Below are 22,152 nucleotides of genomic sequence, written 5' to 3' on the forward strand. Positions count from 1 at the left end.
GTGGGGGGACGTGTCGATGTGGAGTTTAGCGAAGGGGAATGTGACGGCAGCCGCAAGATCGCTGAATGGGCCGGGTCACCGCGCTGCCCTTGTACGAGCCTGGTCCAGGCCATGGCAGAGGGTGGTCACCCCGGACAGGATCGAGGGAGAGGGGAGGGCCAGGGTCGGCGCATCGATGGCGAAGACGTTGTCGTGCTTCACGGCGGAAAGGAAGGCCGACGCCTTCCAGTCGTTCAACGATTCTCCCTCTCCGCCACCGCTCAGGATGGCGTCGGGATTGCGCGCCAGTACCGCTTCGCGACCGACCGTGGGGGCGGCCTGGTCGAGGTCGGCGAAGATGTTGTCGCCACCACAGAGGGTAAGAGCGTCGTCGATGATCTGTGCGCGGCCGACGGTCATCAACGGCCGGTCCCATATCTGGAAGAACACCTTCAGACGCTTCTTGCCCGCATTGGCGGTTTTCAGCCGGCGAAGTTCGGCCTCGAAGGCAGCGGCGTTGCGCTCGGCGGTCTCTTCCGTCCCGGCGAGTTTGCCCAGGCGGCGCGTGGTGGACGCCACCTGGTCGAGCCTTGCCGTTTCCGAATAGAACACGGGTATGCCCAGGCGCGTGAGCTTATCGACCTGCGCCGCCGAATTGCCGCTTTTCCACACCACGACGACATCGGGTTTCAGGCCGACGATGCGCTCGAGGTCGATCATGGTGGCGTCGCCGACCACCGGAACGTTTTTCGCTTCGGCCGGATAGTCGCTGAATCGCGAGGTGCCGACGACGTAAGCCCCCGCGCCGGCGGCGAACAGGGCATCGGTGATGTTCGGGGCCAGGCTGACGATGCGGTGGGCGGGAGCGGGCAAGGTCACGTTCCGCCCCGCGTCGTCGACGACGGTGACCGATGCCGTCGCCGTGGCGGTGACGAGGACCAGACCGAAGAAAGTGAGGAGTCGCGTCATCGTGACGATCCGTTGAGGCGTTCGGCGCGGAAGAAAAGCTCGTCGCCGAGCGTGACGCCATGAATGGGATGGTGAAAAGCGGCGCTGAGATGCTCGCTGGTGACGATGTCGTCCTTCAGCCCGGCCAACGCGGCGCCCTTGCCGTCGAGCAGGACGGCATGCGTCGCGTGCTGGAAGGCGAGGTTGATGTCGTGGACGGTATAGATCACGGATTTGCCATGCTCGGCGGCGGCGCGCATCAACTCGTGCAAGGTCTTCATCTGGTGATGCAGGTCGAGCGACGACAATGGTTCATCGAGCAGCATGATGTCCACGTCCTGGGTGAACAGCGTGGCGATGTTCACCCGCTGGCGTTCGCCGCCGGACAACGTCGTGATATCGCGCTCCGCCAGCGCCTCCAGTTCGAAGGTGCGCAATGCGTTCGCCGCGTGGCCGGTGTCCTCGTCGCCCCAGGCCCAGAAGGGCAGGCTGGGGTGGCGGGCCGACATCACGGCTTCCATGACCGTGAGGCTGAAGGCGTCCACGATCGTTTGCGGGAGGAAACCGCGCCGGCGTGCGATCTCGATCGGGCGATACGAGGCGACATCGCGGCCTCCGAGCACCACCCGGCCGCCATCGGGCGCACGCAGGCCCGCCAGCGTGCGCAGCAGGGTGGACTTGCCCGCGCCGTTCGGACCGAGCACGCACCAAACCTGCCCCGGCGCGATACGCATGTCCAGCCTGCCGACGAGCGAGCGTCCACGCATGGATACGGCCAGCGATTCGGCGACCAGTTCGATGCTCATCGCCGCCGCACCAGCAGGAACATGAAGGTGGGCACGCCAATGATCGCCATCACCGCGCCGACGGGAAGCTGGATGGGATCGGCGACGATGCGCGAGATCGTATCGGCCACGACGACGACGATGCCGCCGCAGATCGCGCAGGCCGGCAGCAGTACACGCTGGTCGTTGCCGACGATCCGGCGCAGCGCATGCGGCACCACCAGCCCGACGAAACCGACGGTACCCGCCGTGGTCACGGCCACGGCCGTGGCCAGCGACGCGATGGCGAAGATCGCCGACTTCACCGCGTTCGGCCGGACGCCAAGGGCGCTGGCCGATTCCTCGCCACGCATCAGCAGGTTGAGCTGTCGCCCCAGGGGCGCGATCAGCAGTACGCAAGCGAGCAGCGTCACGACCGGCAGCGGCCAGTTCGCCACGCCACTGAGGTCGCCCATCATCCAGAACAACATGCCGCGCAGGTTCCTGTCCGGCGCGAGCACCAGCATCATGCTGACGATCGCGCCCAGGCCCGAGGCCAGCATCACACCGATCAGGATGAGGTCGGTGGAATCTTCGCGCTGCGCGGCACGCGCACGGGCAAGCAGGTCGCGATGGGCGAGCACGAATACGGCGATGCACGCGAGAAGGGCTCCCGAGGCCGCACCCAGGGCGGTCGCCAACGCACCGGCTCCGGCCAGCATGGCGCCGAGCGCCCCCACGGCGGCGCCACCGGAAAGACCGAGCGTATAGGGGTCGGCCAGGGGATTGCGCACGAGGATCTGCATCAGGCAACCCGAGATGGCCAACAACCCACCTACGCCATAGGCGGCCACCGCGCGCGGAATGCGTAGCTCCCAGACGATGGCGTTCATCGGCGTCTCCGCGGGTGACACCAGCGCCTGCCATGACGCGGCGATGGTGGAATCGCCGCCGCCGATGAGCACCGAACCCAGCAACACGGCCAGCCCGCAGGCGAGCAGCGCCAACCAGAGCCGGAGGGCGGAGAAGAAGGTGGTCGTGCGGGGCGCCGTGGACTCACGCATCGGGCCGCTCCTCCGTATCCGCTACGCCCGGGCCGGGCCATGCGATGCGGTAACGCGTGCTGCGGCCTCCGCCGGGCAGGCGCACGATCATTCCCTTGTCGAGCAGGTCGCCCAGGTGACGCGTCGCGGTGGCCTTGGAGACTTTGGCGACGGCCTGGTATTGCGACGCGCTGATGCCTTGCGGGAATCCACGGTCCCCTCCATCGAGCAGGCGATTGAGCACCTTCACCTGTTCCGCCGAAAGCTCGTGTGTACGGTGTTCCCGCCAGAAGCGGGTCTTGCCCATCACGCGGCCGATGTGCGCCAGCGCCTGTTCGAGGCTTCGCAGCAACGTCCGCAGGAACCATTCGAGCCAGGGCGTGATGTCCAGGCCAGCGCGCTGGCTTGCTTCCAGCACGTCGTAGTAGCCCACGCGATCGTCGAGGATGCTGGTGGCCATCGCGTAGAAGCGGATGGCCTGGTGCTCCGCCTGGGCAAGCGCGAGGTCCGTGAGCGCGCGGGTCATTCGGCCGTTGCCGTCGTCGAAGGGGTGCAGCGTCACGAACCAGAAGTGGGTGATGCCGGCCCGGAGCAAGGGATCGAGCGCGGGGTTCCCGCGACTGGCGGAAAACCAGTCGAGGAAGGCATCGACCTGATTTTCGAGTCCGCGCCTGGGCGGCGCCTGGAAATGGATACGAGGTTTGTCCGTCCGGCCGCCGGAAACCACCTGCATCGGTTCGTCGCCACGCAACGCTCCGATGCGAGTGCGCAGGGGCGGGACGTTTCCATCCGCGGGAAAGAGCAGGGTGTGCCAGTGCAGCAGGCGAGGGAGATCGAGGCGCGCGCGGTAGTTCCTCGTGGCGTCCAGCATGAGTTCGGCCAGGCCCTCGCTGCGCGCACTCCGCCGGCTGGGGGCCTCGTCCTCCAGGCCGAGGCGGCGCGCCAGCGACGAACGGACCGACCCGGCATCGAGAACCTCTCCCTCGATGGCCGATGAGGCCACGACGTTCTGCAGCAAGGCATCGAGTTCGCTTCGGGCTCCCAGGTCGGCATCCACGGCGCCGGCGGCGCCCATCAGCCGGCCCTGGGCAAGTTGGCAGGCGCGCAGGAGTGGCGCGATGGCCTCGTCACGCCAGCGGAACGCCGGCCACTCGGAGTGCTGCCAGATCCAGGTGAGGTCGTTCATGCCGCCGTCGTGAGCCGATGAGGCGAGCCATTCGGCTCATTTCGTGAGCCGAATATACCCTCTATTGGGCTCACCACCAACGGTCACCCCGCTGGGAAGCGGATCTCCGCCGCCGCTTTCACCCGCGCGCGCGGGCCGAAGCTCGCGATATTGCTGAGCGTGCGGTTGTGGTGGGCAATGATCTGGGCCGCGGTAAGCACGCCGTTATCGAGGGTCGAGTGCGCATCCCCCGCGAGGGTGACGGGAAAACCCAGGGCCAGGGCCCGCCGGACCGTCGTGTCGACGCAGAAATCCGTCTGCAGTCCGCAGACGACGAGGTCTTTCACTTCCAGCCGCTCCAGTATCTCGTTCAGCTCCGTCTGGTGGAAGGCGTCCGGCGTGGCCTTGCGCACGCGGATATCGCCATCGGCCGCCGCGAGCCCCCGGGCCAGCTGCCATCCGTCGCCACCCAGGACCAGTGAGCCTTCGTCCTCTTCATGCTGGATGAAGATCACGTGGGCGCCGCCAATCTTCGCGTTGGCGATCAGCACGTTGACGCGTTTGAGCACGTCCTTGATGTCGAACGCTTCTTCCTCGCCGGAACAGAGCGCTTGCTGCATGTCGATGACGAGCAGGGCCGTGGTCATGTGTGCGCTTCATCCGTCTTTCGAAGATGCCGCACAGTCTGCACCTATATCCGCTTCAGCGGAACGACGCGTAACATTCGGGTCTTCATTTGATGGAGCATCACCCGTGCCCTACCAAGCCGCATCGAATCGTTACGACAACCTCATGCCTTATCGCCGTTGCGGGCGGAGTGGCATCGACCTCCCCGCCATCTCGCTGGGCCTGTGGCAGAACTTCGGTGGCGCCGACGTCTTCGAGACCGGCCGCGCCATCCTGCGCCGCGCGTTCGACCGAGGCGTGACCCATTTCGACCTCGCGAACAATTACGGCCCGCCGTACGGGTCGGCCGAAGAGAATTTCGGCCGGGTGATGGCGAGCGACTTCGCACCCTACCGCGACGAAATGATCATCTCCACCAAGGCCGGCTGGGACATGTGGCCGGGCCCCTATGGCGGCATCGGTGGCAGCCGGAAGTACCTCGTCGCCAGCCTCGACCAGTCGCTCAAGCGCATGGGGCTGGACTATGTCGACATCTTCTATTCGCATCGCGTCGATCCCACCACGCCCCTGGAAGAGACGATGGGCGCGCTGGCGCACCTGCACCGCCAGGGCAAGGCGCTGTACGTCGGCATCTCCAGTTACTCGCCCGAGCTCACGCGCAAGGCGGCCGCCATCCTGGCCGAGGAGCGCGTGCCGCTGTTCATCCACCAGCCCAACTATTCGATGTTCAACCGCTGGATCGAAGGCGGCCTGCTCGACACGCTGGATGAACTCGGCACCGGATGCATCGCCTTTTCGCCCCTGGCCCAGGGCCTGCTGACGTCGAAATACCTGAAGGGCATTCCCGCCGATGCGCGCGCCACCCGCGAGGGCTCGCTCGGCAAGGACCAGCTCAGCGAGGCGAACCTCGAGCGCATCCGCGCCCTCAACGCCATCGCCGAGCGCCGGGGCCAGACCCTCGCCCAGATGGCGATCGCCTGGTCGTTGCGCGACCCGCGCGTCACTTCCTCGCTGATCGGCGCGCGCACGGTGGAGCAACTCGACAATTCCCTCGACGCCGTGAAGGGCCTGGATTTCACGGCCGGGGAATTGGCAGAGATCGACGAATATGCGACCGATGGCGGAACGGATCTCTGGCGCGAGTCGGCGAAGCTCTGAGTCCCCCCATGAATCGCGTTCCTGGCATTCCATGGCGCACGGATTGGCGTAATCTTCCCTACACCGCACGCCGTGCGACCACGATCTCAACCAAGGAGGCGATATGAGCAAGGGTATGGATTCGAAGAAGAGCGACAAGAAGAAGCCGGCCAAGACGATGAAGGAAAAGAAGGCCGCCAAGGACGAGAAGAAAAAGAACCTCCGGTAGCTTCCCGGGCCGTCATGGCCCGGGTTGGTCGTCTCGTGTCCGAGAGGGCTTCTGGTGGGAGCCGACCTTGTCGGCGATCCCGCGGCAGCGGGCCAGATTATGGCGAGCACCCTTCGCCGGCAGAGCCGGCTCCCACAGAGAGCAGGGGCAGAGCCGGCTCCCACAGGGAGCGGGGGCTCTACGGCAAGCACCCATCGCCGACAAGATCGGCTCCCACCAGGCGCTCTTTCGAGTGCCACCTTGTCCGAAAGTGCTGTTTATTCGTCATGTGATTGCTGGGCCCTCGTCCATACACCGTAGATAGGTTGCAGCCGCTTCGGCGCGCCCACCTTTCACCTTGTATCGGAGCACAGCATGAAACTGACGGGTAACACGATTTTCATCACCGGCGCGACATCCGGCATCGGCCGGGGCCTTGCCGAAGCATTCCACAGGCTCGGCAACCAGGTCATCATCAGCGGGCGGCGCAAGGAGCTCCTCGAGGAAGTGACGATGGCCAATCCCGGCATGCAGGCGATCGAACTCGACATCGCCGACCCGGCAAGCATCAAGTCCGTCGCCGACTGGCTCAAGAACGCACACCCGAGCCTCAATGTGCTCATCAACAACGCCGGCCTGATGCCGTTCGACGATCCGTCCGGCGTGATGGACGACGAGCAGATGCAGAAGATCATCGTCACGAACTTCTTCGGCCCCATCCGCATGACTTCAGCGCTCATCGACGTGCTGAAGGCCCAGCCGTCGTCGACGGTCATCCACAACACGTCGGTCGTGTCGTTCATGCCCCTGGCCACCAACTCCGTGTATTCGGCCGGCAAGGCCGCACTGCATTCGTTCACCCAGACCCAGCGCTTCGCCCTCCGCAAGACGTCGGTCGAGGTCATCGAGATCGCCCCGCCCTGGGTCAACACCGACCTCATCTACAAGAGCGGTGATCCCCGTGCCATGCCGCTGGATGACTATGTCAACGACACGATGCGCCAGCTCGGCACCGACGAGCAGGAAATCATCGTCGACGCCATCCGTGACCTGCGCGACAACCCCGGTACCGGGGAGTACAAGCTCATCGCCGAGTTCAACGAGTACCTCGCCGAGCATCCCATTCCCGTGGAATCCCAACCCTCGCTTACCGAGGGAGTCGTCGCATGAGCACGTTCGTCGACGACATCCTCGACGCCCACGGCGGCCTCGACCGCTGGCGTCGATTTACCACGGTCCACGCGAAGCTGCTTCAAGGCGGTGCGCTATGGGGTCTCAAGGGCAAGGCAGGCGTTCTCGATGACACGGCTGTTACGGTATCGACGGATCGCCAGTGGGCATCCCATGCGCCATTCGGCACGAGAGCGGCCCGTTCGGACTTTACGAGCCAACGTATCGCGCTGCTGGATGCCTCGGGGACGGTCATGGAAGCGATGGACCGTCCGCGCGCCTCATTCGAAGGGCACTCCCTGGAGTCACCCTGGAACGACATCCAACTCGCCTTCTTCGCGGGCTGCGCGATGTGGACGTATCTCAATACGCCATTCCTTCTGGCATGGGAGGGCGTGCACGCCGAGGACGGCGGCACCTGGGAGGAGAACGGCGAGACATGGCAGAAAGTGAATGTGCGCTACCCGGACTCGCTCGAAGTCTTCAGCAAGGCGCAGGCGATCTACGTGGGGCCGGACAAACTGGTGCGACGTCTCGACTACGATGTGGAGATCGCGGGAAACACGCCCGGCGCGCACTACGTCGACGGCTACATCGATGTATCGGGCATCCGTATCCCGACCCGGCGACGCATCTACCCGCGCCTCGCCGATGGGACGTCATCGGGCGAACCGCTGGTCGTTTCCATCGAGCTCAGCGACATCGTCCTGCGCTGATCCTCGTTCAAGTCATCCGAGAAGCACGGGGGAGGGAGACCAGGAAACGTGTGGACCAGCCCATTGGTGCGTGATCGAGGCGGATTTCGCCACCATGTGCATCAAGGATCGACCGGCAGATCGCCAGGCCGAGCCCCATCCCGTGATCCTTGGTCGTAAAAAAGCTATCGAACAGGCGGCCGAGGTTCTCGGCCGCGATGCCCGGGCCCGTGTCATCGACATAGACGCGCACGTGCAACTCGTCATCTTCCATCGAGACACGTAAACGACGAAGCCTTGCCGACATCTGGTGCATCGCTTGCGATGCATTCAGCGCCAGGTTCACGATCACCTGCTGAATCTGGATGTGATCCGCCTGCACGGTGGGAAGACCCGGCAAGGTCGTCGCCTCGACCTCGACCTGGTTTCTGTCGAGCTCCCCGTGCACGAATGAAAGTGCGTCGTTTACGACCTCGTTCAGGTCAACCTCGCAGAAGGTCGTCTGTTCACGGCAGGCCATCTTCCGGATGCGTGAAAGAACACTTGCTGCACGCTGCGCCTGGGCGGCTACACGCTCCGCGATGGCACGCAACTCGTCGTGATCCGGGTCGGGATGCGAGAGCCATCGCAGGGCGGAATGCGAATCCAGTGCAATGGCGGAAAGCGGCTGGCTCACCTCATGCGCGATCGAGGCTACGAGTTCGCCTAGAGTGGCGATACGTCCCGCATGCGCGAGGTCGGCCTGCGTTTGGGCAAGGACCGCCAGCGGGACGGTACGAGGCTTCTGCATGGGGTGTTCTTGTACATTTTCGTCTGTCCTCCGAGACTAGCCCTCAAGGGCCGGTTCAGAAGGACGAAATAGCCACCAATCCGGACATCCGGCTGGATGTCGGATAAAAGCCGCCCCATTTGGCTGGCTGGTTTGACGTGAGTCTTTTGCTACGGAGGAGCCGAGCGTGCGGCACGTAGGCTTGATTGTTTATCCCGACTTCCAGGTCCTTTGCTTCGCTGCCCTTTCCGTATTCGAGGTGGCCAACAAGGAGGCCGGAAAGCGTCTGTATGACCTGCAGGTCCTCGGCAGCGGAGGCGCGTCGGTGCGTGGCTCCTTTGGGCAGGAAGTGACCTGCATGCCTTTGGTGGACGACGGTTTCGATACGCTGCTTCTGGGTGTCGGGATGGACATACCGCCGCATGACCGCCGTGTCTCGGAGTTCCTGACGGAGACGAGCGCTCGCACCCGCCGCATCGCGTCCATTTGCCTGGGCAGTTTCGTACTCGGCGACGCGGGGCTGCTGGATGGCCGCAAGGCGACCACTCACTGGAACTACGGGGACCAGATGCGGGAGCGTTACCCCCGATGCGAGGTGGACCTCGATCGGATCTTCGTTCGCAGTGGTCGCATCTGGTCTTCAGCCGGAATGGCCGCGGGCGTGGACCTCGCCCTGGGGCTCGTCGAGGAGGACCATGGTCGCGAACTGGCCGCCATGATCGCGAAAGGCATGGTGCTGCCCCACCGCCGGGCAGGCGGGCAATCCCAGCATTCGGCGCTGCTGGAGCTGGATGCTCAGAGCGACCGCATCCAAGCCACCCTCGCCTATGCCCGGCGCAACCTGAGGAACCCACTGACGATCGCCGAGCTCGCGGGAGTCGCGTGCATGAGTCCTCGACATTTCTCCCGCGCGTTCCGGGCGGAGACGGGGCGATCGCCGGCTCAGGCCATAGCGCAGTTGCGCCTTGAACAGGCACGGATACTCGTCGAACAGGGGAGCCAGACACTTGAAAGCATTGCCCGGGAGACCGGGTTCGGCGACAGCGAGCGGATGCGCCGTGCTTTCCTTCGCTGGATCGGGGTCATTCCTGCCGATCTTCGGCGCCACGCGCGAACCGGCCGCAGGATCGACTTAGGCGCCTGACCGTTGGCCCGGGTGCGATACGTACTTGCCGCTCACGCCGAGAAACACCATGGTGACGATGCTGCCTACCGACGCCAGCAGCATGTCCTGCTGGGCATCCCACACATCGCCTTGCGTGCCCAGGTATTCCTGCCCGATGCCATCGCCGAACGCGGTGGCTGCGGCCCATTCGATCAGTTCATAGATCAGGGCGTGGGACATGATGAAGGTGACCGGAAGAATCCAGCGCCAGATGCCCTGCGGCGGTGCCCGTCGCGCGAAGAGTTCGACGGCGGCGGGCGTGACCAGCAGCCCATAGGAAAAATGGACGAGCCGGTCGAAGTGGTTGCGGGTCAGGCCGAGCAGGCCGTTCAAAGTGACGCCGAAGACGCTGGCGAACCACTCGTCGTAGGGAACGTTCGAATACGTGTAGTGGGCGCCGATCTCGTGCAGGGCCAGGAACACGAAAAGTGACACGCAGGCGGTGTTGGAGAAATGCAGCCGGCGGTAGCCCACGACCAGCAGCGGCAAGGCCACCGCGACGACGGCGTTCTCGAGCAGCCAGTTCGTCCAGATGGCCGGCCTGAAAGCCGAAATCGCGATAACGAGGATCGAGCCCGCCAGCAGGGCGGATGGGACGCGGCCGCGGTTCATGGCGTGCAAATCAGCTTCCCCATCCGAGGTATCCATGACGTCGTCGCGTGGGATCTACGATATCCGAGGCAAGAGGTGAAATAAAAGAGTAAAATCAGCCTCTTTTGACCAGCAGAACCGTGCAATCTTCCCAACGGACGATGGTCCGGGGACCGACGTTCATCCGCCTGCTTGCCCGGCTCACGGACGTCGAGACCCCGCCATCCAGCCAATCGCTGTCGGACCGATTGAGCCAATGGCTCGAATGGACCCACGCCATCGCGCTCTCCACGGCCCTCGACGGCACGCCGTCGGCGCCGGCCGAGGATGTGCCGACTTTTGGCAGTGCGCAGGAGGAGGAATACGCCCGGGCCAGGGCGTCCCTGGTGAATGCCATCGCGGGAGCGCGCGAACTGGCTCCCTCCGGCGATCGCGGGGCCGGGCGGGGCGTCGGAGTGGACGAGACGGCCGATTACGCGCCGTTCCGCCAGCGCTACCTCGCCCTGCAAAGGTCGATGCAGGCCACGACAGGCCAGCTGCGTGGCCGCCTGCGGGACATGCTCGCGGCGACATCGCCCGCGCTGGCCCGGCTGGCGGAGGTCGATGCGGTGATGGAACTCGCGTTGAGCCCGCGCGAGCAAAAATTGCTCGGTGCCGTGCCCGCCGTGCTCGGGGGGCACTTCGATCGCCTCCGCCAGCGGGAGCAGGGGGCGGACGCATGGATGGACGTATTCCGAAAGGACATGCGGAGCGTCTTGCTCGCCGAACTGGATGTTCGTTTTCAACCGGTCGACGGCCTGCTTGCAGCGCTGCGCGCCAGCTAACTGGGTAGTCATGTTCAGAAATCTTCTTTACTTCGCCGTGTTCCTCATCGGCCTCGCGGCCATCGGCTGGATCGGCATCGGCTATGTCGGCTCGAACCCGCTGGGCGCGGCGGTCGCCGGGCTGATCGGTGCCTGTTACCTCGTCGGTGCGCTCGAATTGCACCGTTATCGCCAGGCCACGCGGTCGCTGGGGCTGGCGGTGGCCGACCTGTCCGCGCCGCCGCCGAGCCTGGCGGCCTGGCTGGAGCCCTTGCACGCGAGCCTGCGGAACGCGGTGCGCCTGCGCATCGAAGGCGCGCGTGCGGCCATGCCCGCGCCGGCATTGACGCCTTACCTGGTGGGCTTGCTTGTCTTGCTGGGCATGCTCGGCACGCTGCTGGGCATGATGGCGACGCTGAGGGGAACCGGCATCGCGCTGGAAAGCGCGACGGACCTGCAGGCGATCCGTGGTTCGCTCGCCGCGCCGGTGAAGGGCCTGGGCTTCGCCTTCGGCACGTCGATCGCGGGCGTGGCCAGTTCCGCGATGCTCGGGCTGCTCTCGGCCTTGTGCCGGCGTGAGCGGCTCGAGACGGTGCAGCTGCTGGATGTGAAGATCGCCACGACCCTGCGCGTCCACTCCCAGGCGCACCAGCGTGAAGAGGCCTTCAGGCTCCTGCAGCAGCAGGCCGAGTCGATGCCTGCCCTGGTCGACCGCCTGCAGGCGATGATGGCGGCTATCGAAAAGAACAGTCTCGCCGCCAGCGACCGCCAACTCGCGAACCAGGAGGCATTCCACGCCTCGACCGACGCGATGTACACGCGCCTCGCGTCATCGGTCGAGGCATCGCTCAAGGACAGTGTCTCCGAAAGCGCGCGTGCGGCGAGCGCGACGCTCCAGCCGGTCATCGACGCCACCATGGCCGGGCTCGCGCGTGAAGCGGCATCGCTGCACGACACCGTGACGAAGGCCGTGCAACGGCATCTCGACGGTCTTACGGAAGGCTTCCAGGGATCCACCGCGATGATCGCCAACCTCTGGAACGATGCCCTGGCGGAGCAACGCCGTACGAACGAGGCCGTGGCGAACGATCTGCGCGGCTCGCTGGAAGCGTTCACCCAGACCTTCGACGAGCGTTCGACGAACCTCGTGGAAACGGTTTCGACGCGTTTCGAGGCCGCTTCGCATGGGGCGGCCGCGGTGTTCGAACAGCATGCCACGTCCCTCGTCGAAACCGTCCGCCAGTCCCATACGGGCCTGCAGGACGTCCTGGCATCGCGCGACGAAGAACGACTCACATTGTGGGCCGACACGCTCGCCCGCACCGCCAGCGACATCACGGCACAGACCAAGGCGGACGCCAGCGCGACCATCGCTGAGATATCCCGTCTGGTCGAAGCCGCGTCCGAGGCGCCGAAAGTCGCCGCCGAAGTCGTTGCCGAGTTGCGGCAGAAACTTTCCGACAGCATGGTGCGCGACACGGCGATGCTCGACGAGCGCAGCCGTTTGCTGGCGACACTGGAAACCCTGCTCGATGCCGTGAACCACGCGTCGACCGAACAACGTGCCGCCGTCGACGCGCTGGTGGCTACGTCGGCCGACCTGCTGGAACGTGTCGGTACGCGATTCACCGACCAGATCGAGGCCGAGACCGGCAAGCTGGCCTCCGTCGCCGCACAGGTCACCGGCAGTGCCGTCGAGGTGGCGAGCCTGGGTGAAGCGTTCGGCGCGGGTGTCCAGTTGTTCGGCCAGTCGAACGAAGCCTTGATGGAACGCCTGGAGCAGGTCGCCACCGCGCTCGACAATTCCCTCGTTCGCAGCGATGAGCAACTGGCGTATTACGTGGCGCAGGCAAGGGAAGTGGTCGATCTCAGCGTGCTGTCGCAAAAGCAGATCCTGGATGACATGCAGCGCCTCGCCGCGCAGCGCATGCCGGCCATGGACGAAACGGCATGAGCGACGACGTCGAGTTCGAATCCGAGTCGGCCGCACCGATCTGGGCTGCGTTCGGCGACCTGATGTCGGTGCTGCTGGGTGCCTTCGTGTTGATCCTCGTCGGCGTCATCGGCATGCAGCTGCAACTCTCGAACCGCCTGGATGAAGAGGTCAAGCAACGGCAGGCCGAGGCGCAGCGCCGCATGACGCTCGAACAGGCCCTGGCGGTGCCGCTCGCGGCGGGTCGCGTGACCCTCGTCGACGGGCGCATCGGCATTCGCGGCAGCGTGTTGTTCGCGCTGAACTCCGACCAGCTCCAGCCCGAAGGGCGCGAGCTCCTGAAGAGCCTTGCGGCGCCGCTCACCCAATACCTCGCCTCGCGAAACGAGGTCCTCATGGTCAGTGGTTTCACCGACGACCAGCCGGTGCGCGACAGCAATCGCCACTTCGCCGACAACTGGGAACTGTCCGCGCAACGTGCGCTTACGGTGACGCGTGCGCTGATCGCCGAGGGCGTTCCCGCGCCGTCCGTGTTCGCCGCGGCGTTCGGCTCCGAACAACCCGTGAGCCCGAACGCCACCGACGAAGGCCGCGCGAAAAACCGGCGCGTGGAGATCGCACCGATTCCGAAACCGTCGACAGCCACCGTGGCGTCCCATGGACCGTAGCGTGTCGCGTGCTCGCGGTCCGCTGGGGCGGTTGGTGGACGAGTTCGCCCGCGACCCTGCATCCCACGCCTATCCCGAGCTTCCCGCCCTCGACGAATTCCGGGCTATCTGGTCCGGCCTGCGTGCGGAGAGCCAGCTGCGGCAGACGCTCGACTACGTGCCCCGGAACGCGGGCCCGCTCAATTCGAATGCGCTCGTGCACCGGTCGATCGAGCTCATGCGCGAGTTGTCGCCGGGATACCTGAGGCAGTTCCTTTCCTATGTCGACGACTTGGCGTGGATCGAGCGGGTGACGGCCGGTGGTCCTTCGGGGGAGAAGGATGTCCCCCAGGCGGCGAGCATCGGCAAGCGACCAAAGGGCAAGCGCGTCCGGCGATAGTCCCGGAATCAATTTGAAAATGGATGTCGATCCGGGATATCCCCGTTCGTCGTAGGCAATGAGGACTTCACCTCGCCACGAGAATTTCCCATGACCGGCACCGTTCGCTTGCACCGCGTATTCACCACCCCGCCCGAGCGCATCTACCGCGCCTTCCTCGACGCCGCCGCCACGTCCAAGTGGCTGCCCCCCGATGGCTTCACCTGCACCGTGCACGAACTGGATGCGCGGGTGGGCGGTAAGTATCGGATGACGTTCACGAATTTCTCCACCGGCAACGGCCACAGCTTCGGCGGCACCTATCTGGAACTGGTGCCGAACGAGCGTATCGTCCACGACGACCGTTTCGACGATCCCAACCTGCCCGGTAGCATGGTCACGACGATCAGCCTGCGCGCCGTGTCCTGTGGGACCGACGTGCAGATCGTCCAGGAGGGGATTCCCGACATGATTCCGGTCGAGCAGTGCTATCTCGGCTGGCAGGAGTCGCTGACCTTGCTCGAGCGGCTGGTCGAAGTGGCGATACCGGACTGACCCAAAGGACACGCACGATGAGCATTGTCATTACCGCGTTCGAACGCTCGCCCGATGGCGGCCTGGGCCTGGCGCGCGACACGCGTGTTCGCTGGGCGCTGGAGGAAGTGGGCCAACCGTACGAGGTTCGCCTCGTGTCCTTCGGGGCGATGAAGGAGCCCGCGCACCTGGGCCTCCATCCCTTCGGCCAGATTCCCACCTATGAGGAAGGGGAGCTGGTGCTGTTCGAGAGCGGCGCGATCATCTTCCACCTCGCCGACCGCCACGCGGGCTTGTTGCCGGAGGACGCCAATGCCCGGGCCCGTGCGATCACCTGGATGTTCGCCGCGATCAACACCGTGGAGCCACCGATCCTGGAACTGGTGACCGCCAGGTTCGTGGAGGGCGACAAGCCCTGGACCCAGGAGCGCATGCCCCTGATCGCGGATCGCATCCGCGGGCGGCTGGACCGGCTTGTCGCCCGCCTGGGCGACGCCGAGTGGCTCGACGGTGAGTTCAGCGCCGGCGACCTGATGATGGTATCGGTGCTGCTCAGGCTGAGGCCATCGGGCATCCTGGCGGAATTTCCGAGCCTTGCCGCCTATGTCGCCCGCGGCGAAGCGCGGCCGGCGTACCAGCGGGCGTTCGCTGCCCAGTTGGCGATCAATGCCGCGCCGGCCAGCGTGCCCTGAGCCAAGCTTCATCCCGCCGGGAGCCATCGAAACATGGAAGCCAAGTAATATGGCTCCATGTCTCGATGTGAAAGCCAGGAAGCTTCGTGGTCCTAGTGAACGGACAGCCGGATTCCCATCGGACGGCCGCCGTCTTCATCGCCTTGATCTCGCTGCTCAGCGTGGCAGCCTTGTATGCGCCGCGTTTCGTGCGGCCGACCGTGGCGGCTCAGGCCGCTTCGCCTGTGAGGCCCATCATGCCGGCGGTCGAGGTCTGGCTGAGCACCGCCGACCACCGCCTCAAGCTGGCGCCGCAACCCGATATCGACACGAGACCCCACGACGCCTCGCCCGCCGACATCGTCATCGACGTCGGCACTCGGTACCAGACCATGACGGGCTTTGGCGCGGCCATGACCGACTCGTCGGCTTGGCTTCTCCAGAACACGTTGAACGCCCTGCAACGCCGCGCGTTGTTGCGCGAGTTGTATGGTCCGCCGCCGAACCTCAACCTCAACATGATGCGCCTGATCGTCGGCGCCTCGGACTTCTCGCTGAGGCTGTATACGCTGGACGATATTCCCTTCGGCCAGACCGACCCGCAGTTGGAGCACTTCAACGTCGCGCCAAACCTCCAGGACGTGATACCGGTGGTGCGAGAAGTGCTCTCCATCCACCCGGAAATGCTGATCGTCGCTTCGCCATGGAGCGCTCCGGCTTGGATGAAGACCAATGAGAACCTGATCGGTGGGGAACTGCTGGAACAGTACGAGAGCACGTACGCGGACTATCTCGTCAAATATCTCGATGCCTACCGCAGCCACGGTATACCCATATTCGCCCTGACCTTGCAGAACGAGCCCGCTTATTCACCCATCAGCTATCCCGGCATGGTCATGGGCGCGGAGACGCGTGCACGGATCATCGCCAAGTACCTAGGGCCGAGGCTGGAACGGCGGAAGCCGAGAACGGCCATCCTGGACTGGGATCACAACTGGAGCCATCCCGAGCAACCGTTGGCCGTGCTGGCCAACGCGGATGCCGCACGCTATGTCGATGGCGTGGCCTGGCATTGCTATGAAGGCAGCCAGCATGAGCAAGGTCGCGTGCATCGCCAGTATCCCGACAAGGATGCGTATATCACCGAGTGTTCGGGTGGCGACTGGCCGTTGAACATGAACGGCGAACTGCTCTGGTTCACCCGCAACCTGCTGGTCACGGGAACCCGCCAATGGGCGCGTGGCGTCATCTATTGGAACCTGGCGCTGGACGAGAACCACGGCCCCCATTTCGGCGGATGCCTGGCTTGCAAGGGCGTGGTCACGATCGACTCGCAGACCGGGGCGGTGACTCGCAACGACGAGTACTACGCCCTGGCGCACTTCAGCCAGTTCGTCCTGCCGGGCGCCACGCGAGTGAAGTCCAACGATACCGATGCCGACAAGGGCATCGCCAACGTGGCCTTCCAGAACGACTTCGATGGATCGATGGTTCTCGTGATGGTGAACATCAATACCGCGGCGCGTCCTGTTTCGGTGACGGATGGCCGGTTCCGCTTCGAGTACACGATGCCGCCGGAAAGCGTGGCTACCTTCGTATGGAATCCGGATCTGCCGGGGGCGCTGGTGCGACGGGCCCTGCGGTGGCTGGGCAACGTGCGCCCTTTGCCGTAGGCGAGGTCGGCGCGCTTAAACCTTCGTGATGCATATGGCATCCAAGCCGTGGTCGCCGGACCGGGGAGGTGTCGATGAACGTTTTTCCAGGATCGCGAAAGCGAGCCCGCCGATGCTGTCCATGGCGGGTCGCGCTGTGGCTGATCGCCTTGCCGATGACCTTTCCGGCATGGGCGGACTGCGGTGGCTGCGCCGCCATCGCCCAGCGTTTCGTTGCCGAGGAAGGCTTCAATGGCGTGGTGCTGGTAGGCCACGGTTCGCACATCGACTACTCCGCCAGCTTCGGTGTGGCGGATGCCGCCACGGGTCGCGCCTTGACTGCCGACACACCGTTCGAGTCCGGCTCGATCTCGAAGTGGATCGCCGCGATCGTGGTCATGCGATTGGTCCAACAGGGGCAGCTCGCGTTGGACGAGCCGATCTCCACTTATCTCCCGGACTATCGGCCCGACAACGGCGCGAAGCTGACCCTGCGCAACTTGATGACCCATGCCAGCGGGCTTCCCAACGACATCGACGACGCCATCAAGCGCGACCCGGCCACGCGGTCCGTGTCGATCGACCAGGCAGAGGCCGTGCGCCGCTTCGCAAGCGGTGATTTGCGTTTCGAGCCTGGGACGGAATGGGACTACTCGCATTCCAACTGGCTACTGGTCAAGTCGGTCATCGAGCGGGTCACGGGACGAGATTATGCTTCGCTAGTCGATGGGTACATCGTCCGGCCGCTTGCCATGCGCCATAGTGGAACCTTCACGGGAAGCTCGCTGGTGGTACCGGGCATGGCTCACGGTTACCGGAAACTGATTCCCCAGGCGGAACCGCTCGACAAGCCATCGCCGAACTTCATGATGCTCGCTGGTGGCTTCTACGCCAGCGCTCACGACTTCTTCGCCTTGGTGGACGGTCTTTTCTCAGGCAGGGTGTTGTCGCCCGAGTCCACGCGTATCTTGATGACCGTCGAACGCCCTGCCCAGCACTACGCCTTGGGTGGACGTACCAAGACGTTGCCCTTTGGCGGCAAGGATCATCCCGTCGCATGGGAATACGGATCCAACGGCGCCTACCGGGTGCTCGTATGGCGCACGCTCGACGATGGCCACACCGTTATCCTGATGAATAACACCAGTTTCGATCACATGAAGATCGGAGGGCTGGGCACGGCGCTCATGGATGCGAGCTATCGTTAGACGGCTCTCGCCGATTTGTTGGTCGATGAAGTTGACGCTCATGCTGGGGCAGAATGTTTGGCAACTCGATGTCGTGGATCAACCAAAATAAAGTAGCCCGACCGCAAGCAGGGCACACTGAAAAAAGAAATACGTTATGACTCTGATCAGGAGGATCGAGCCATCCTTTCGGCAAAACTTATAAAGGATGAAAGTATTGGCAAGAAGCCATGCTACAAAGGACACATAATAAGCTGCTGTTCCAGAACCAAAGAATACCTGGGAGAAAATTCTCCCCACGAGGTACATGGGTACCAGCAGAGAATAAAAGACTACCTTATCGAAGGTCATATCAAAGCTTGCCTTACTTGGGCTCGGTTGAAGGGTGCCGCAATGAACTCACGGGCGCCTCATCCCTACAGTTGCCGTCATCGTCGCAACCACCCAGATCATCTATATGAGTCACGGCCTCGAACGCAGCACCCATAGGGGTGACCTTCAGGACGCCGGTCTTCGTAATCTTAAGTGCCTTGTAGGACAAGGTTTTGACGATCTGATTAGACGCAGCATCATCAATTTTCCCAAAGATGAGCAATGGCGCACGCCATTGTGACGTCGCGCAGGGGCGACTTCTTCCAAGCACTCATCAATGTCCCCTGTAGAAAGTCAATTTTCAGCGGGATGGAGATCGTGAGATCAATGGCCATCCGAGTACATCCTGCCGCAAAGTTATACGATGTGCCTGCGGTACAACGCAAACGATCACACGCCGATTATCAGCTGCTCAACAAATGACTACCTATGTGGGTTCAAGGACCGGATATGAGATTTCTGCCGAAGGCCCACGTATTAGTGCTCGCAGTCATGGTGTCTGTGATCACCCTGGCCGCCGTATCCCGGGCGTCGGCAGGTGAGTTCCCGACGCATTCGGCAGCTTCCCCGTTATTCGGCACCTGGTCGCTCGATACGTCGCGCCTACCCATGCCGACCGATCAGCGCCCGAAGAGCGTCACGTTTACGTTCGCCGATGCGGGCGGCGACAAATGGGTCACTCACGTCGACATCGTCTACACGCCTGGCGTGGAGGTTCATTCCGTTTCCACGGCTACGCTGGACGGGACTTACGCGGTCATCGAGAACAGTCCGGAAGCCGACCATGTCGCAGTGGAGCGACCCGCACCCAACGTCCTGGTCATGGCGTTGCAGAAAGAAGGCGTTCTCGTCTCGACGCGAATCTATACCGTGTTGCCGGACGGACGTAACCTCGTCGAGACGGTGGTTTATCCAGGAACCAACCGCACGCCCGTCATGCGTGCCAACTACTTCACGCGTATCCGCTGACTCAGCCGTTCATGATGCGGGCGAACAGCGCCTGGTGCAGCCATCGTGGCGTCGCCCACACCATCGCCACGGCGGCCTTGTTGTTGAAGCCCGGGACGACACTGATGCGGCCCGCATCGAGCGCGCGGATTCCGACCCGTACCACGGGTTCGGGCTTCATCATCAGCAGCTTGAGTCCTAGCGTGATTTTCTGCTTCGCGGCCTGGGCAAAGCCGGTGTCGGATATGCCGGGGCATAGCGTCGTGACGGTCACGCCGTCACGCTTGAACTCGCGGTGCAGCGCCTCGCCCAGACGAAGCACATAAGCCTTGGCTGCACCATAGACGGCCATGTCTTTCACGCCGAAGTAAGCCAGCAAGCTGGCGACGAGCAGGATCTTTCCATGGCCTTGCTTGCGCATGTCGTCACCGAAGAGCCGTGTCATGAGTGTCAGGCTCGCGATGTCCAACTGCACCATGTCCAGGATGCTTTGCCGCGACGAGTCGAGGAAGGAGCCCTGCAAGCCATGCCCCGCGTTGTTGATCAGGATTTCGATCGCGATTCCGCGCTCGCGAAGATTCGAGTGCAGCCCGTTGACGGCTGCCAAGTCCGACAGATCGACCTGTTCCGTGATGACCTCCACTCCGTATGTCTGGCGAAGCGTCGCAGCCAAGGCTTGCAGCCGATCGAGACGACGTGCGGCCAGGACCAGCGAATGGCCCTGGACAGCGTACTGCTTGGCGAATTCTTCGCCAAAACCACTGGATGCCCCCGTTATGAGGACCCACGTACCGGCGTTGGTAGCCATGATGCTTGCCTTTGTTGAGGTCACGGTGAAACAGAAGGTGGCCGCCATCCCGCAGTTCAGGCAGAATTGAAGACCGATGGTCTCTAATATAACAGACCATCGGTCTTTTGCAACTGGAAGGTGATCCCCCGCATGACCTCGCCCCATTCCTATGTACGCGCCCGCTCCCCCGAGCAGAAGGAAGAGCGCCGCCGGCATCTGCTGGCTACCGCCCGGGCCATGCTGTTGCAGGACCCGGACGTCCTGGATCTCGGAATCAATGAGCTCGCCCGCCAGGCGGAGATGACGAAGTCGAATGTCTACCGCTATTTCGAAAGCAGCGAAGCCGTGCTGATGGATCTGCTCGTCGAGGAATTCGCGGGGTGGCACGCGGACCTGGGCGCGGCACTGGATCGGGGCGGCAAGAACGCATGGGGTGTCGAACACATCGCCCGTGTTTTCGCCTCGACGATCGTCGCGCGTCCGTTGCTTTGCCGCCTGACCAGCATCTTGCCGTCCATTCTCGAGCGCAAGGTGTCATTCGAACGCATGGTCGAGATCAAAGGCAATCTGCTGGCGATTCGTCAACGAACGGCGCAGGACTTCCATTCCCGGGTGCCCGGCATATCCGCACAGGCGTTCGATCAGGTGGTGAAGCACGCGCTGCCACTCATCATCGGTCTGTGGCCGCTAAGCCATCCCACGGGGATCGCCGCGCAAGTGATCGAGCAACCGGGCTTGCAGAGCCTGCGGTACGATTTCGAGCACGATCTCGAACATGCGCTCCTGGCATTGATGCGGGGAATGACGCAAGTCTGAAAGGTGTCGTGTCACGGTCGCCGCTCCAGCCTCAGCAAGCGCCCGTCGGATTCATCCGTGAGCAGGTAGACGGTACCGTCCGGCGCCTGTTTCACGTTGCGCAGGCGCACGCCGGTGAGCAGCACCTCCTCGCCGACCACGCGATCTCCCTGCAAGTCCAGCCGGAGCAAGCTGCCCGTGCTCAGGCCAGCCAGAAGCAGGTCGCCGCGCCACTCCGGAAACTGCTTGCCGCTGTAAGCGGCTAGTCCGGCAGGCGCGATCGTGCGATCCGTCCAGGTCCAGGCCGGCGCGGTATAGACAGCTCCCGGCAGCGTCTGCGGCACATAGCCGGCATCGCGAAGGCGACCCGCCGTATGCACGGGCCACCCATAGTTCGCATGGGGCTGCAGCAGATTGATCTCATCGCCCCGCGTGGCCCCGTGCTCGGACATCCAGATGCGCCCATCGTCCGCCTGTGCGAGTCCTTGCGCGGAACGGATGCCCAGTGCGTAGATCCCCGGTATCGCGCCCTTGCCGAAATCGGGATTGCCGCGCGCCGGTTTGCCATCCAGGGTGAAGCGATAAATTTTACCGCGTCGATCCGTGGGGTCCTGCGACACAGGTAGCGGAGGGTTGCTGCTTTCGCGGAAATGACGCTCGCCGATGGTCATGTAAAGGTGACGCTGGCGATCGATCAGCAGTCCGCCGCCGTAATGGAAGCGCTCCGACGAGCGTGGCGTGGCATCGAAGAGCGGACGCACGTCGACAAGGCGATCATCTTGCAGGCGCGCGGTGGACAGGCGGGTCGTCGTGCCCTCCGCACCGCGCGATGTATACGTGAAATAGATACGGTGGTTGCGGGCGAAGTCCGGGTGCAGTACCACGTCGAACAAGCCGACATTGTCACCGCGCCCTTGCGCGGCATTCTCCAGGTCGTCCGGCATGCCCGCGATCGGGTGTTTTTCGCCGCCAGGAGTAACCCGGACCAGTCCGCCTTCCTTCTCGCTGACCAGGAAATCCCCTTGGGGAAGAAACGCCATCGACCACGGGCGATGGAGGCCCGTGGCGACGGGAACCGTCTCCACCTGGGCCGTCGTCATGGTTGCGGCCAGTATGAGTTCGAGCAGCATCGACGACTCCTTTGGTATGGTGCTTCGCGGCCCGTATTGGGCGCGCGTCG

Annotated in this window: 24 protein-coding genes; 14 read left to right on the forward strand and 10 right to left on the reverse strand. The window is 63.9% G+C overall.

Features of this window, described 5'->3' with window-relative positions; all coding sequences use genetic code 11:
• Positions 1-75 precede the first annotated feature (75 nt).
• The 5 genes from AB6730_RS10675 to AB6730_RS10695 all read right to left on the reverse strand — a co-directional run bounded on the left by AB6730_RS10675 (position 76) and on the right by AB6730_RS10695 (position 4,546).
• Entirely contained in the window at positions 76-948 is an 873-nt protein-coding gene (locus AB6730_RS10675) for a cobalamin-binding protein (RefSeq protein WP_371023587.1), read from the reverse strand.
• Positions 945-1,733, reverse strand: coding sequence for an ABC transporter ATP-binding protein (locus tag AB6730_RS10680; protein ID WP_371023588.1), 789 nt, complete (start codon positions 1,731-1,733; stop codon positions 945-947). Before AB6730_RS10680 ends, AB6730_RS10675 begins: the two co-directional genes overlap by 4 nt.
• Entirely contained in the window at positions 1,730-2,755 is a 1,026-nt protein-coding gene (locus AB6730_RS10685) for a FecCD family ABC transporter permease (RefSeq protein ID WP_371023589.1), read from the reverse strand. Before AB6730_RS10685 ends, AB6730_RS10680 begins: the two co-directional genes overlap by 4 nt.
• A complete protein-coding gene (locus AB6730_RS10690; protein ID WP_371023590.1) occupies positions 2,748-3,920 on the reverse strand; it encodes a Fic family protein in 1,173 nt (390 codons plus the stop codon). Before AB6730_RS10690 ends, AB6730_RS10685 begins: the two co-directional genes overlap by 8 nt.
• Positions 3,921-4,003: 83 nt before the next feature.
• On the reverse strand, positions 4,004-4,546 hold the full coding sequence (locus tag AB6730_RS10695) for a cysteine hydrolase family protein (protein WP_371023591.1): 543 nt from the start codon (positions 4,544-4,546) through the stop codon (positions 4,004-4,006).
• A 106-nt stretch (positions 4,547-4,652) separates the two neighbouring features.
• Here AB6730_RS10695 and mgrA point away from each other — a divergent pair, with 106 nt between their 5' ends.
• The 3 genes from mgrA (at position 4,653) to AB6730_RS10710 (ending at position 7,757) form a co-directional block, all read left to right on the forward strand.
• Positions 4,653-5,684, forward strand: coding sequence for an L-glyceraldehyde 3-phosphate reductase (gene mgrA, locus AB6730_RS10700; protein WP_371023592.1), 1,032 nt, complete (start codon positions 4,653-4,655; stop codon positions 5,682-5,684).
• Between the two features lie 562 nt (positions 5,685-6,246).
• Positions 6,247-7,041 carry an SDR family oxidoreductase gene (locus AB6730_RS10705; protein WP_371023593.1) on the forward strand — a complete coding sequence of 265 codons (795 nt, stop codon included), beginning with the start codon at positions 6,247-6,249 and terminating at the stop codon, positions 7,039-7,041.
• The gene (locus AB6730_RS10710; protein ID WP_371023594.1) at positions 7,038-7,757 is read left to right on the forward strand and encodes a hypothetical protein; all 720 of its coding nucleotides are present in this window, start codon (positions 7,038-7,040) and stop codon (positions 7,755-7,757) included. The genes AB6730_RS10705 and AB6730_RS10710 overlap by 4 nt, the downstream gene beginning before the upstream one ends.
• Positions 7,758-7,764: 7 nt before the next feature.
• Here AB6730_RS10710 and AB6730_RS10715 read toward each other — a convergent pair whose 3' ends face one another.
• On the reverse strand, positions 7,765-8,526 hold the full coding sequence (locus AB6730_RS10715; protein ID WP_371023595.1) for a sensor histidine kinase: 762 nt from the start codon (positions 8,524-8,526) through the stop codon (positions 7,765-7,767).
• 166 nt (positions 8,527-8,692) lie between these two features.
• On the opposite strand from AB6730_RS10715, the gene AB6730_RS10720 reads away from it, so the two are divergent.
• Positions 8,693-9,649: a GlxA family transcriptional regulator gene (locus AB6730_RS10720; protein ID WP_371023596.1), complete on the forward strand. Its 957-nt coding sequence runs from the start codon at positions 8,693-8,695 to the stop codon at positions 9,647-9,649.
• Here the strand turns inward: AB6730_RS10720 and AB6730_RS10725 are convergent.
• Positions 9,638-10,282, reverse strand: a complete 645-nt coding sequence (locus AB6730_RS10725; protein ID WP_371023597.1) for a DUF2238 domain-containing protein — start codon at positions 10,280-10,282, stop codon at positions 9,638-9,640. The two genes, AB6730_RS10720 and AB6730_RS10725, sit on opposite strands and share 12 nt — an antisense overlap.
• A gap of 104 nt (positions 10,283-10,386) precedes the next feature.
• On the opposite strand from AB6730_RS10725, the gene AB6730_RS10730 reads away from it, so the two are divergent.
• The 8 genes from AB6730_RS10730 (at position 10,387) to AB6730_RS10765 (ending at position 18,088) form a co-directional block, all read left to right on the forward strand.
• Entirely contained in the window at positions 10,387-11,085 is a 699-nt protein-coding gene (locus AB6730_RS10730; protein ID WP_371023598.1) for a DUF3348 domain-containing protein, read from the forward strand.
• Positions 11,086-11,095: 10 nt separating this feature from the next.
• Positions 11,096-13,018, forward strand: coding sequence for a DUF802 domain-containing protein (locus tag AB6730_RS10735; RefSeq protein WP_371023599.1), 1,923 nt, complete (start codon positions 11,096-11,098; stop codon positions 13,016-13,018).
• Positions 13,015-13,665, forward strand: coding sequence for an OmpA family protein (locus tag AB6730_RS10740; RefSeq protein ID WP_371023600.1), 651 nt, complete (start codon positions 13,015-13,017; stop codon positions 13,663-13,665). The genes AB6730_RS10735 and AB6730_RS10740 overlap by 4 nt, the downstream gene beginning before the upstream one ends.
• 1 nt (position 13,666) lies before the next feature.
• A complete protein-coding gene (locus tag AB6730_RS10745) occupies positions 13,667-14,044 on the forward strand; it encodes a DUF2894 domain-containing protein (protein ID WP_371023601.1) in 378 nt (125 codons plus the stop codon).
• A gap of 90 nt (positions 14,045-14,134) precedes the next feature.
• Positions 14,135-14,578: an SRPBCC family protein gene (locus AB6730_RS10750; RefSeq protein WP_371023602.1), complete on the forward strand. Its 444-nt coding sequence runs from the start codon at positions 14,135-14,137 to the stop codon at positions 14,576-14,578.
• A 17-nt stretch (positions 14,579-14,595) separates the two neighbouring features.
• Positions 14,596-15,249: a glutathione S-transferase family protein gene (locus AB6730_RS10755; protein WP_371023603.1), complete on the forward strand. Its 654-nt coding sequence runs from the start codon at positions 14,596-14,598 to the stop codon at positions 15,247-15,249.
• Between the two features lie 86 nt (positions 15,250-15,335).
• Complete coding sequence (locus AB6730_RS10760; RefSeq protein ID WP_371023604.1) at positions 15,336-16,901, forward strand: glycoside hydrolase family 30 beta sandwich domain-containing protein; 1,566 nt, start codon at positions 15,336-15,338, stop codon at positions 16,899-16,901.
• 74 nt (positions 16,902-16,975) lie between these two features.
• Positions 16,976-18,088, forward strand: a complete 1,113-nt coding sequence (locus AB6730_RS10765) for a serine hydrolase domain-containing protein (RefSeq protein ID WP_371023605.1) — start codon at positions 16,976-16,978, stop codon at positions 18,086-18,088.
• 551 nt (positions 18,089-18,639) lie between these two features.
• Here AB6730_RS10765 and AB6730_RS10770 read toward each other — a convergent pair.
• On the reverse strand, positions 18,640-18,774 hold the full coding sequence (locus AB6730_RS10770; RefSeq protein ID WP_371023606.1) for a hypothetical protein: 135 nt from the start codon (positions 18,772-18,774) through the stop codon (positions 18,640-18,642).
• 115 nt (positions 18,775-18,889) lie between these two features.
• Between AB6730_RS10770 and AB6730_RS10775 the strand changes: the two genes are divergently transcribed.
• Positions 18,890-19,408, forward strand: coding sequence for a hypothetical protein (locus tag AB6730_RS10775; protein WP_371023607.1), 519 nt, complete (start codon positions 18,890-18,892; stop codon positions 19,406-19,408).
• Between the two features lies 1 nt (position 19,409).
• On the opposite strand, the gene AB6730_RS10780 is transcribed toward AB6730_RS10775, so the two are convergent.
• Positions 19,410-20,195 carry an SDR family NAD(P)-dependent oxidoreductase gene (locus AB6730_RS10780; RefSeq protein ID WP_371023608.1) on the reverse strand — a complete coding sequence of 262 codons (786 nt, stop codon included), beginning with the start codon at positions 20,193-20,195 and terminating at the stop codon, positions 19,410-19,412.
• 132 nt (positions 20,196-20,327) lie between these two features.
• On the opposite strand from AB6730_RS10780, the gene AB6730_RS10785 reads away from it, so the two are divergent.
• The gene (locus AB6730_RS10785; RefSeq protein ID WP_371023609.1) at positions 20,328-20,993 is read left to right on the forward strand and encodes a TetR/AcrR family transcriptional regulator; all 666 of its coding nucleotides are present in this window, start codon (positions 20,328-20,330) and stop codon (positions 20,991-20,993) included.
• Positions 20,994-21,004: 11 nt separating this feature from the next.
• Here the strand turns inward: AB6730_RS10785 and AB6730_RS10790 are convergent, their stop codons facing one another.
• The gene (locus AB6730_RS10790; RefSeq protein ID WP_371023610.1) at positions 21,005-22,102 is read right to left on the reverse strand and encodes a PQQ-dependent sugar dehydrogenase; all 1,098 of its coding nucleotides are present in this window, start codon (positions 22,100-22,102) and stop codon (positions 21,005-21,007) included.
• Positions 22,103-22,152 lie beyond the last annotated feature (50 nt).

The organism is Luteibacter sp. RCC_6_2 (assembly GCF_041360655.1).
Taxonomy (GTDB): Bacteria; Pseudomonadota; Gammaproteobacteria; order Xanthomonadales; family Rhodanobacteraceae; genus Luteibacter.